Origin of the sequence: Gilvirhabdus luticola, assembly GCF_040117515.1 — a bacterium.
Taxonomy (GTDB): Bacteria; Bacteroidota; Bacteroidia; order Flavobacteriales; family Flavobacteriaceae; genus Gilvirhabdus; species Gilvirhabdus luticola.
Genome location: NZ_JBEEEN010000005.1, coordinates 230,347 through 242,012 on the forward strand (window position 1 = coordinate 230,347; position 11,666 = coordinate 242,012).

The 11,666-nt window shown below is 30.2% G+C and carries 10 protein-coding genes; all 10 read left to right on the forward strand.

Translation table 11 applies throughout. From position 1 onward, the window contains the following. Positions 1 to 86 precede the first annotated feature (86 nt). The 10 genes from AAFP94_RS10490 (at position 87) to AAFP94_RS10535 (ending at position 11,329) form a co-directional block, all read left to right on the forward strand. On the forward strand, positions 87 to 944 hold the full coding sequence (locus tag AAFP94_RS10490; protein ID WP_316662666.1) for a helix-turn-helix domain-containing protein: 858 nt from the start codon (positions 87 to 89) through the stop codon (positions 942 to 944). 67 nt (positions 945 to 1,011) lie between these two features. Continuing rightward, entirely contained in the window at positions 1,012 to 1,431 is a 420-nt protein-coding gene (locus AAFP94_RS10495) for a DUF7670 domain-containing protein (RefSeq protein ID WP_316662668.1), read from the forward strand. 5 nt (positions 1,432 to 1,436) lie between these two features. Next, complete coding sequence (locus AAFP94_RS10500) at positions 1,437 to 1,853, forward strand: hypothetical protein (protein WP_316662669.1); 417 nt, start codon at positions 1,437 to 1,439, stop codon at positions 1,851 to 1,853. 115 nt (positions 1,854 to 1,968) lie between these two features. Further along, positions 1,969 to 3,765 (forward strand): OstA-like protein, encoded by a 1,797-nt coding sequence (locus AAFP94_RS10505; RefSeq protein ID WP_316662670.1) that lies wholly within the window; start codon positions 1,969 to 1,971, stop codon positions 3,763 to 3,765. Beyond that, complete coding sequence (locus AAFP94_RS10510) at positions 3,762 to 4,949, forward strand: aspartate aminotransferase family protein (RefSeq protein WP_316662671.1); 1,188 nt, start codon at positions 3,762 to 3,764, stop codon at positions 4,947 to 4,949. Before AAFP94_RS10505 ends, AAFP94_RS10510 begins: the two co-directional genes overlap by 4 nt. Before the next feature lie 205 nt (positions 4,950 to 5,154). Continuing rightward, the gene (locus AAFP94_RS10515; RefSeq protein WP_409628534.1) at positions 5,155 to 6,489 is read left to right on the forward strand and encodes a tetratricopeptide repeat protein; all 1,335 of its coding nucleotides are present in this window, start codon (positions 5,155 to 5,157) and stop codon (positions 6,487 to 6,489) included. Positions 6,490 to 6,544: 55 nt separating this feature from the next. Next, on the forward strand, positions 6,545 to 7,465 hold the full coding sequence (locus AAFP94_RS10520) for a polyprenyl-phosphate transporter (protein WP_316662673.1): 921 nt from the start codon (positions 6,545 to 6,547) through the stop codon (positions 7,463 to 7,465). Continuing rightward, positions 7,465 to 8,490: a DUF368 domain-containing protein gene (locus tag AAFP94_RS10525; protein ID WP_316662674.1), complete on the forward strand. Its 1,026-nt coding sequence runs from the start codon at positions 7,465 to 7,467 to the stop codon at positions 8,488 to 8,490. Before AAFP94_RS10520 ends, AAFP94_RS10525 begins: the two co-directional genes overlap by 1 nt. Then, positions 8,483 to 9,223, forward strand: a complete 741-nt coding sequence (locus tag AAFP94_RS10530; protein WP_316662675.1) for a shikimate dehydrogenase family protein — start codon at positions 8,483 to 8,485, stop codon at positions 9,221 to 9,223. The genes AAFP94_RS10525 and AAFP94_RS10530 overlap by 8 nt, the downstream gene beginning before the upstream one ends. A gap of 108 nt (positions 9,224 to 9,331) precedes the next feature. Continuing rightward, entirely contained in the window at positions 9,332 to 11,329 is a 1,998-nt protein-coding gene (locus tag AAFP94_RS10535; protein ID WP_316662677.1) for a DUF349 domain-containing protein, read from the forward strand. Positions 11,330 to 11,666: the final 337 nt, after the last annotated feature.

The following is an 11,666-nucleotide window of genomic DNA, read 5'->3' on the forward strand; positions in this document are numbered from 1 at the left end:
TTTTCAAGCTTGCTTATCTACCTTGGCAATGGTTAATATTACCTATGTTCTATTTTTATGTTTTCAAATTTTTGGGTAAACAAAAAATGGAATTTAAAACGAAGATTTTATTAATCTTACCATTCTGTGTTCTTTTTATAATCCACACATCATTAGTCTTGCACAACTACTCCATTAATCAGAATTTTAGTGAACCTTCACATTTTAAACGAGGGTTTTATATGTATTCAGATTATCTTTCCTTTGCTTTCAATTTATTAGTCATGTATTTTACCTACAAACTGATAATATTGTATGAAAAAGATAATACATATGACATAAAATGGGTAAAATCTGAAACCAATTGGTTAAAAAATTTAATATATCTAGGTGTGCTTGCTTGTATCTGCTGGATATTTGCAGTTGCAAAGACAACAATTTATGATTTGAATGATATACAATTATTCTATCCTTTATGGATCGGTATATCTATTTTAATTTATTTAATAGGATATGCTGGTTTAAATAAGTCAAAAGAATTGCGAAACCGAATTGAATTAAGAGAAAAACGAATAGAACATCTTAAGGTAAAACAGAACAGGCCTAATCGAAATTCAGAAAGTTTTGACAGAATAAAGGATTATATACAGGAAGAAAAATCATACTTGAATCCTAACTTAAGTCTAAAATATTTATCTGATAAATTTAATTTGAGTGAAGGGTATATATCTCAACTTATCAATAAAAACTTATCAATAAACTTCTCTGATTATATTAATTCATTAAGAGTTGAGGAAGCAAAAAAAATGCTGGCAGATTCTGAATATGAAAGGTACACCGTTTTATCTATTGGATTAGAATCTGGATTCAATTCAAAATCTAGTTTTTACACTATCTTCAAAAAAGTTACCGGACAAACACCTCTAGAGCACAAGAAAAGTGTCCAATATATTAAACAATATTAATATATAATACTCATTTTATAAATTATAGCTTAATATTATCCTAAAGTTGGATCTTAATTCCTTTATCATGAAGCAATCACGGAAAATTTCAACATTAATCTTGTGGATCGCTAGAATTTGGGGAGGACTGATTTTAGCCTTCATTCTCTTCATGGTTATAGCCCACATTATTGAATCAATAACTGGTGAAGCTCCTAAAGGAGAAGGGTTTAGAAACGTTTGGGAAATTATAGCATTTGGTTGTTTTTTTGTAATAGTGCTAGGTTTAGCTATTGCCTACAAATGGGAAGGGCTAGGTGGACTCATTGCTTGTTTAGGTTTAGTAATTATGTTTACTGCTTTACAAATTTCTGCCCCAGATGTAAAAATGTCATTGTTAGATTTTGTTAAACAAGCCTCAATTTTTATATTTTTTATTTTCCCTCCTGGATTCTTGTATCTTTTATATTGGTATACCTCAAAAAGAAAATCTAAAACATTAAATTAATAATAATGAAACATTTAATATTTACTTTAATATTTATAAGCTTATCCTTATTAGTAAAAGCCCAAGACATTAGTATCATTGGAAAATGGAGCGTCATTGAATTTACAATGGTTAAAGGCGAAAAAACAAACACAACATCCGAAAGCACTTTAAAAGAAGATAAGTCTGCCTGGGATTTATACTTTTTTAATGATGGCACATTAAAACAATCCAGTAACATGAGAAATGGAAGTTTGGAATCTCAAGAAGGTACATGGACAATCGAAAATGATAATTTATTTCTTTCACTAATATTTAATGGTCGCAAAATAAAACTTGAATATAAGTACCAACAACAAGAAGATCTTTTGATTTTAAAACGCAGTAATCCAACGGGTACAATGAAAATTATAACCAAATTCAAAAAAGAAAAAAAAGTATAAAATACCTTCAATTTAATTCAATAAAATTCAATGCCTAACTATATTTTAGGCATTTTTTCTAACTACACAATGTTACTTCATTATTATCGTTATTTTTGTTGCAAATTATTCAATTTTGAAATTATTCAAATTCAAATATATCTTTTTGTGTTTCCTGTTATTTGCAGTTGCAACAATAAATGCCCAACAACGAAAAATTCAAATTGAATATTCTGGATTTTTAACCTTTGATGAAGCCAATTATCCTGGTGCAAAAATCTTAACCAGAGATGATTCTGGACAAGTACATATCATCCATGATGGTGTAAATATGTGGTGTGACCAAGCCATTCATTATAGTGACGAAAACTTTATTGAAGCTTACGGAAATGTGAATATGAAACAAGGCGATACCATAAATATGGGCGCCAAATATGTTGAATACAGTGGCAAAACACAACTAGCTTTTGCCAGCGGTGATGTGGTCTTAACAGAGCCATCTTCTGTACTTACAACAGACACGCTTTATTTTGACAGAGAAAAACAACAATCATTTTACAAATCTGGAGGAACAGTAGTTAGAGATTCATCAGGAACTATCACAAGTCGTATCGGTAGATATTATATGAATATAAAAAAATATCAATTTATTGATAGCGTAAAATTGGTAAACCCAGATTATATTTTAAGGACTCAAAGATTAGATTATTTTACAGAAAATGGTCATGCCTATATGTACGGGCCAAGCACAATTACAGGAGACTCTAGTAAAATTTATTGTGAACGTGGTTATTATGACACAGAAAATGATATCGGTTATTTTATAAAAAAATCCAGAATTGATTATGACAATCGGATTTTTGAAGGAGACAGCATGTATTTTGATCGAAACAGTAGTTTTGCTTCGGCTACTAATAATATTAAGGTTACAGATACTTTAAATAATAGCGTTGTGAAAGGACATTATGCCGAAGTGTTTAGAGAAAAAGACTCCGTTTTTATAACTAAACGCGCTTTAGCAATAACCGTTCAGGAAAAAGATTCTATTTACATGCATGGCGATACACTTATGGTAACTGGTGATCCAGAACATCGCATTACAAGAGCTTTTAGAAATGTAAAAATGTATAAATCTGATATGAGCGGAAAAGCAGATTCTGTACATGTGAACCATGAAAAAGGATTAACACAATTAATTAACATTTCTAAAGTAGATCCTTCAGATGCATTTGCAAAGAAAATTCGCCCTATACTTTGGAATCTTAAAAACCAAATGACTGGAGATACTATACACTTAATATCCAATACAGAAACCGAAAAATTAGATACTTTACTTGTTTTTAATAACGCATTTCTAATAAGTAAAGACACGCTTGATGCTGGATACAATCAAATATCAGGACAGCGTTTAATTGGTTTGTTCAATGAAGAAAATCAGCTACATCAGGTTGATATTATAAAAAATGCTGAATCAATTTATTACTTTAGAAACGATGAAAACGAACTTGTTGGAATTGACAAATCTAAATCAGGCAGAATTAGAATTTTCATTAAAGATAATGCTGTAGAGGAAGTAAGAAAAATTAATCAAATTGATGGAAATATTTATCCTGAATCACAATTCCCTGAAAATGCTAAAATACTTAAAGGTTTTGTTTGGAGAGAAGACGAAAGACCTAATAGCGTAGAAGATTTGTTTAAGGATGACCCTCCTTTAAATTTGCCAAAAATAAAAGGGTTGAGTGATTATATAGAGGCTGAAGATTTCTTTGATGATAATTTATTAGAGCGTATAAAAAAAGCTGATGAAGCGGATCCAAGCATTAACCCAAATGAACCAAAAAAAGCATCACGACATTTACCAGAAGACTTAAAGTCTGATTCTCTTACTATAGAGAAACCCTTACCAAAAAAGAAGCCCAATTCTCAATGACGGAAGATTTCTTTAAATATCAAGCGCAAACATCACTAAACCCTTTAGCTCTAGAAATTTCACATGCCAAAGGGTCATACATTTATGATAAAAACCAAAAATCATATCTTGATTTTGTTGCTGGTGTTTCAGCATGTACTTTAGGGCATAATCATCCAAAAGTCATTTCAGCAATAAAAGGGCAAATAGATAAGTATTTGCATGTTATGGTTTATGGAGAATACATTCAAGAACCAGCTGTTGAACTCGCTAAATTATTGTCAAAATTTTTACCAAAATCTCTTGATAAAACATATTTGACAAATTCTGGTACAGAAGCCATAGAAGGTGCATTAAAGCTTGCTAAACGAGCTACAGGTCGCAGTGAAATGATTGCAGCAAAAAAAGCTTATCATGGCAATACAATGGGATCTATGAGTATTATGGGCTACGAAAAACGTAAGCGAGCTTTCAGACCATTACTACCAGATGTTAGGTTTATAGAATTTAATGATGAACAAGATTTACAACACATTTCTACTAAAACAGCTTGTGTTATTCTTGAAACCATTCAAGGTGGTGCTGGATTTATAGAACCTAATAAGGATTATTTAGAAAAGGTTAGGAAACGTTGCGATCAAGTTGGAGCACTTTTAATTTTAGATGAAATTCAATCAGGTATTGGAAGAACTGGAAAACTCTTTGGGTTTGAACATTACAATTGTGTACCAGACATCTTGGTCATGGGAAAAGGTTTAGGTGGCGGCATGCCTATTGGCGCTTTCACATCATCTTCAAGTTTAATGGATTTATTTATGGACAATCCAAGATTAGGACACATAACAACTTTTGGTGGTCATCCAGTTATAGCTGCTTCTGCTCTTGCAACTCTTAAAGAAATTACTAAAAGTGATTTAATGCACCAAACTCTTAAAAAAGAAAAACTTTTCAGAGAGCATTTAAAACATCCATTAATAACAGAAATAAGAGGTCGAGGTTTAATGTTGGCTGCCTTTACACCATCTGCAGAAATTACAAATCAAGTCATTTTAAAATGCCAGGATGAAGGATTAGTACTGTTTTGGTTACTATTTGAACCCAAAGCAATCCGAATTACACCGTCGCTTACAATATCAAATGAAGAAATTATTAAAGGTTGCGGCATCATAATTGATGTTTTAAACACAATAACACATTATGAATAAGTTTTCAACTTTTTGAAAATCAAAAGCAAAAGTCCTAAAACCAGTGAAATTATGCTGTTGATTACTTTGTTAAAAACATTTAAGTCTTCAACAGATAAAAATAGAATAGAACGTTAAATTTATTGAAACCTAATAGTACGAAGTGCCTATGGAGTTTAGTCCCGACGACAACAACAACAATTTATCACTTACAAAATTTGAATCAATGTTAAAAACAAACCATGTTTTGTTTTTTGATTCAGAGGAATTCGAAAACATCATCCACCACTATCTTAATCAAGGTAAAGTTGCTCTAGCTAAAAAAGCAATAAAATTGGGATTGGATCAACATCCGACTTCAATAAATCTAAAGCTATTTAAAGTTGAGGTCTATGTTTTTGAAAACAAGTTGGATATTGCCGATAGTTTGCTTAATGAGCTTTATAATTTAGAGCCATTGAATGAAGAAATTTATATCCAGAAGGCTAATATACTGTCTAAAAAAGATCTTCATCAAGAAGCTGTAGATGTGTTGAAAAACGCGCTTAAATTAACGGATGACCCAATAGATATATACTCACTTATAGGTATGGAATATTTGTTTCTTGACAAATTTGAAGAAGCAAAAATTTATTTCATGAAATGCGTGGAAGAAGACCAGTTTGATTATTCTGCATTGTATAACATGATTTATTGTTTTGATTTTCTAGACCAAAATCTAGAAGCTATTGAGTTTTTAAATGTGTTTTTAGACAAAAACCCATACAGCGAAGTAGCATGGCATCAGTTAGGGAAACAATATTTTACAATAAAAGATTATAAAAAAGCTTTGGCTGCTTTTGATTTTGCTATAATTTCTGATGATGCTTTTATTGGAGCTTATTTAGAAAAAGGCAAAGTGCTTGAAAAATTAAAATGCTATAACGAAGCCATCGAGAGTTATAATACGACTTTAAAACTAGACGACCCAACTTCTTTTGCATTGTTACGTATTGGTAATTGTTATGAAAAATTAGGTCAGGACGATCTTGCAGTTCAATATTATTATAAAACTGTTCACGAAGATCCTCTTTTGGATAAAGGTTGGATTTCAATCACTAAATTTTACAGAAAAAAGCATAATTTTCAAAAAGCATTATACTATATCAACAAAGCCATCAATATTGATAGTGAAAACGTAGTTTACTGGAAATACTATGCTCAAATAAATCTACAGTTAAATTTTCTGGAGGAAGCTGAAAATGGTTTTAAAAAAGCACTAGACTTGGGCAATTACGAATTAAACACTTGGATATCAAGAAGTGATATCTTAATTAAATTAGGTGAAATAGATTCTGCAATAATAAACTTAATAGAAGCAAGCGAATTTTACCCAAACAATGCTGAAATAGAATATAGGCTAGCTGGATGTTATTTCTTTTTAGGTGAAAATGATAAAGGTGAATATCATTTAAAGAATGCATTACAAAACAATAAAGAATATACTTTTATAATAGAAGAACTCTTCCCAAAAATTTACAAGAAAGTAAAAATAAAAAACTTGATAAAAACAAATCAATAACAAGAGCTTGTTATCAAAATTGAATATCTTTGGTTTTCTCATATAAAAACTGAAAATGCAAAGACGGCTTATTGATTATTTTATAATATCTCTTAAAGGAATAGCCATGGGAGCAGCCGATGCTGTTCCTGGTGTTTCTGGTGGTACTATTGCTTTTATATCAGGTATTTACGAAGAATTGATTACAACCATAAGTAATGTTAATGTTGCTCTTTTTAAGACTCTTTTCAAAGAAGGTTTTACAGTATTTTGGAAACAGTTAAATGGTAATTTTTTATTAGCTCTTTTAACTGGAATAATTATCAGTTTTGTTTCCTTTATGCGTTTGGCAAAATATTTAATAGAAAATCATCCTATTTTAATATGGTCATTTTTCTTTGGACTCATAATTGCGAGTATCTATTTTGTAGGCAAACAAATTACAAAATGGAATTTTGTGACAATAGTTGTTCTAATCATTGGTGCATTTATCGCTTACTACATATCCACATTACCATCATTAAATGACAATGAGAATTCTATATTTCTAATTTTTGCAGGAGCATTGGCTATTTGTGCCATGATTTTACCAGGTATTTCTGGATCATTTATTCTAGTCATTCTTGGTGCATATAAAACTTTAAGCACTGCAATTCATGATTTTGATTTTAAAAAAATTGCTCTTTTTGTTATTGGAGCCATAATTGGGTTATTAAGTTTTAGTCGTGTTTTAAAATGGCTATTTAAACATTATCACAATGCCACATTGGCATTGCTTACTGGCTTCATTTTTGGATCTTTAAATAAAGTTTGGCCTTGGAAAGAAACATTAACCTGGCGATTAAATTCTAAAGGTGTAGAAGTTCCTCTTTTGGAAAAAAGTGTGTCTCCATTTTTATATGAAGGTGATAATCAATTATTGTTCACCATAGTATTAATGATTATTGGTTTCTTAACCATATATATCCTAGAAAAAGTCGGATCTAAAAAAGTGTAATGGAAAGTACAAGAACACTAGCAGATAAGATTTTCCTTGTTTTAAAGGGTATAGGTATGGGAGCTGCAAACAAAGTTCCTGGTGTTTCTGGTGGTGTAGTGGCTTTTGTTGCAGGGTTTTATGAAGAATTTATCTATTCATTACAAAAAGTGAATAGAAAAGCTTTAAAGCTACTTTTCAATGGTAGATTTAAAAGCTTTTTTCAGTATATCAATGGTCGTTTTTTAGGCCTCCTTTTTTTGGGAATGGTCATTAGTTATTTTAGTGTGTCAAAAATACTAGACTATTTTATAAAACATTACGAGCTTTATGTATGGAGTGTGTTTTTCGGAATGATTATTGGCTCTATATATTACATCGGTAAAGACTTTAAAGATTGGAATTATAAGACCTGTATTGCTATAATTATAGGGATTGTGATTGGTATTGGCATTAGTTTTTTAGATCCTGCAACAGAAAATGATAACCTTTGGTTTGTTTTTTTCTGTGGCATAATTAGCGTAACTGGAATGACATTGCCCGGTTTTTCAGGCTCATTCATTCTTATTTTATTAGGTAATTATGTACTGCTTTTAGTTGATTCTGTAAATGCACTTTATGATACTCTATTTGAAATAATTAAAGGTAATTTCAGCTTTATATACAATGTTGCAAGAATAAGAATGCTTAAGGTTCTTGCAGTCTTTACGTTGGGTTCTGTTACTGGTTTAGTCACTTTTTCTCATTTGTTAAGCTACATTTTAAAACGGTATAAAAGAATTACTATTTCTGTTATCATTGGATTTATTATTGGTTCTCTTGGTGTTGTATGGCCCTGGAAAAAAACCATATATAAGTTACTCGAAGATGGAAGTATTCAAATTGATTCTCAAGGAGCAAAAGTTATAGAAAATTATAGTCGTTACATTCCAGAACTCAATGCACAAACTTGGACTGCCATTTTATTTATAGTTATTGGAATTTTAATTGTTTTAGCTTTGGAAGTATACGGACAAAAAACAAAACCTAAAAAACAAGATGCGTAGATTTGGTCTATTAGGCAAAAATATTTCATATTCATTTTCTGAATCTTATTTTAAAAAGAAGTTTGAAAATGAACAAATAAATGATGCCAACTACCAAAATTTTGACATTCAGAATATTACTGAATTTTCAAATATCATATCAAAAACAGTTAACTTAAAAGGATTGAATGTTACAATTCCGTATAAAGAAGAAGTCATCCCTTTTCTGGATAAACTCAATAAAAAAGCAAAAAAAATAGGCGCCGTAAACACAATAAAGATTAATGCAAACGGCAAATTAATTGGTTATAACACAGATTGTTATGGCTTTAAAAAATCATTACAACCGTTTTTAAAACCTAACCATAAAAAAGCAATTATTTTAGGCACAGGTGGTGCAAGCAAAGCTGTTGCCTTTACTTTAAACGAACTTGGAATAGACTATATTTATATTTCAAGAAAACCATCAGAATTTACTAAAATTACTTATCGCAATTTAACAGAAGACCTTATAAAAACTCATCCAATAATTATTAATTGCTCTCCTGTTGGAACATTTCCAAATGTAGACCAGTGTCCTAATATTCCATATAAATTCATCACACAAAATCATATATTATACGATTTAATATATAATCCAGAAGAAACTAAATTTCTTAAGCTTGGCAAACAATATGGAGCCACAACCATTAATGGCTCAAATATGTTAATATTGCAAGCAGAGAAAGCCTGGAACATCTGGAATAAAGATTAAAAACAGTACTTTTAATACATTAAAATAGTATCAACCTTTTGTAAATACTTGAGTTGTTATTATCTTTAAGGTGTTATGAAATTGTAAAAACTTAAAACATTTTAAGAAATGTCAGAGCAAGATAACCTGCCAAAAGCAGATGGAATAGAAGAATCAGAGTCTAAAAAGATAGACCTCATAGAGGAGAATCATAAAGATCAAAAAGAATCTTCTTCTCAGTCATCAGTCATAGATGAGCCCAATAACGGAGAAGATACGCTTGACAAAAAGGAATCTACTTCAAAATCGAGTAATAAAGAGCCAAAAAAAGAGGAAGATGCCATTGATGAAATAGACTCTTCTAATGCTGAAGATGCCGAAGATGAAGGGAACAAAGAACGACATGTTATCGAATTTAAGGAATATGATAAAATGTCCATGGATGCTTTGGTCATTGAGTTGGATAAACTCGTAAAAAATGAAAAAGCACAGGCTATAAAAGCCCATGTAGAAGGTATTAGATCAGAATTTAAATCAAAATTCAATGCGCTTTTAGAAGAGAAAAAAGAAGAGTTTTTAAACGAAGGCGGCCATGAAATTGACTTTTATTACTCTAGTCCACTACAAAAGCGTTTTAAAAGTGTTTATAAAGAATACAGGAATAAACTACATCTTCATTATAAAAACATAGAAAATAGTCTCAAGGACAATCTAGCTAATAGGTTAGAAATTATTGAGGAAATTAAAGGCTTGATTAATGTTGAAGAGAACATAAATACAACTTACAAACATTTTAAAGAATTACAAGAACGGTGGAAACATGCCGGTCCGATTCCTAGAGATAAATATAATAATGCATGGAACAGCTATCATCACCATGTTGAAATCTTTTACGATTTCCTCCATCTTAATCGAGATTTAAGAGATTTAGACTTTAAATACAACCTAGAAAAAAAGTTAAAAATTATTGAACAAGCTGAAGAACTAGCAAAAGATGACAATATTACAAGGTCTTTTCGTGAGCTTCAAGCTTTGCATAAAATGTGGAAAGAAGAATTAGGGCCTGTTGCAAAAGAGCATAGAAATGATATTTGGAAACGTTTTAAAGATGCCACAAAAATAATTCATGATAAACGCCAGGCACACTTTGCAGAACTTGAAGTAGTTTATGAAAAAAATCTTGATGAAAAATTAAAGATAATAGATGCTATTAAAACCATAACCGAAGAAGGAGCTACCTCTCACAGTTTATGGCAAAAAAAGATAAAGGAAATTGAAGCATTAAGAGAATCTTTCTTTAATGCTGGTAAAGTCCCAATAAAAGCAAACGAAGAGACTTGGGCAAAGTTCAAAAATGCTGTTAGAGTTTTTAATAAAAAGAAAAATTCATTTTACAAAGATTTAAAGAAAAACCAATACGAAAACCTTCAAAAAAAATTAGCCTTAATTAAAGTTGCTGAAGACAATAAGGATAGTGAAGATTTTGAAACTATAACTCCTCTCATGAAAAAAATTCAAAGTGAGTGGAAAAGTATTGGACATGTGCCAAGAAAAGACAGTGATAAGATTTGGAAACAATTTAAAGCGGCATGTAATAGCTATTTTGATAAACTTCACGCTAATAGAAATTCACAAAACAAAGAGCAATTAGAAACCTATAATAAAAAAGTAGAACTGCTTCAGGAACTAAAAGGTCTTAAACTCAAGGGGGAAAAAGAAGAAGATATTCAGTTAATAAAAGATTACATTGTTAAATGGAAAGACATTGGTTTTGTGCCAAATAATAAACGCTATATTGAAGGTAAATTCTATAAAGCTTTAGACCATTTATTCGAAAAAACTGGTATAAGTAAGAATGAAATTGAGCTCATTAAGTATGACAACAAATTAGAAGTCCTCAACAATAATGAAGACTCTAAAGTTCTTAATAATGAACTATCATTCATTAGAAAGAAAATTGATGAAGTGAAAGGTGAAATCAATCAACTTGAAAATAATTTACAATTTTTTACAAATGTAGAAAATGATAATCCTTTAGTTCAAGAGGTGAATAACAACATAAAGAAACATAAAGACACTTTAAAACTTTGGAAATCAAAACTAAAGAAAATTAAAGCGCTTTATTAAATAGACCTAAAAACTAAATCCTACCCAAATTAAACTTTCCTGTTCAAAATAAGTAGGATTTTAGTCCCTAACTAAACTAACTACGGTTATTTTAACCCATAAAATAACCTATTTTTTAATGACACTTTTTTGAGAATGATTATGCTATTAACCTATATAAGTAGAAATTGGTGTCACTTGTTTTTATATACGTGACAAAAGATATTTTGGATGTCTTATTTTTAAAAAAGTAAATTATTTTTTAATTCTTCCCTTTTTTGCATTTGAAAATCAGAGATTTTCCAATTCCCTATTTGGCAATCGCTTTGCTTCTTCCATTTTTTTCATTTGAAAATCA

What these genes read in the sequence shown, in the direction of transcription:
- AAFP94_RS10490 (WP_316662666.1), top strand. Translation starts at nt 87, where the DNA reads ATGGAATTTAAAACGAAGATTTTATTAATCTTACCATTCTGTGTTCTT.
- AAFP94_RS10495 (WP_316662668.1), top strand. Translation starts at nt 1,012, where the DNA reads ATGAAGCAATCACGGAAAATTTCAACATTAATCTTGTGGATCGCTAGA.
- AAFP94_RS10500 (WP_316662669.1), top strand. Translation starts at nt 1,437, where the DNA reads ATGAAACATTTAATATTTACTTTAATATTTATAAGCTTATCCTTATTA.
- AAFP94_RS10510 (WP_316662671.1), top strand. Translation starts at nt 3,762, where the DNA reads ATGACGGAAGATTTCTTTAAATATCAAGCGCAAACATCACTAAACCCT.
- AAFP94_RS10515 (WP_409628534.1), top strand. Translation starts at nt 5,155, where the DNA reads ATGTTAAAAACAAACCATGTTTTGTTTTTTGATTCAGAGGAATTCGAA.
- AAFP94_RS10520 (WP_316662673.1), top strand. Translation starts at nt 6,545, where the DNA reads ATGCAAAGACGGCTTATTGATTATTTTATAATATCTCTTAAAGGAATA.
- AAFP94_RS10525 (WP_316662674.1), top strand. Translation starts at nt 7,465, where the DNA reads ATGGAAAGTACAAGAACACTAGCAGATAAGATTTTCCTTGTTTTAAAG.
- AAFP94_RS10530 (WP_316662675.1), top strand. Translation starts at nt 8,483, where the DNA reads ATGCGTAGATTTGGTCTATTAGGCAAAAATATTTCATATTCATTTTCT.
- AAFP94_RS10535 (WP_316662677.1), top strand. Translation starts at nt 9,332, where the DNA reads ATGTCAGAGCAAGATAACCTGCCAAAAGCAGATGGAATAGAAGAATCA.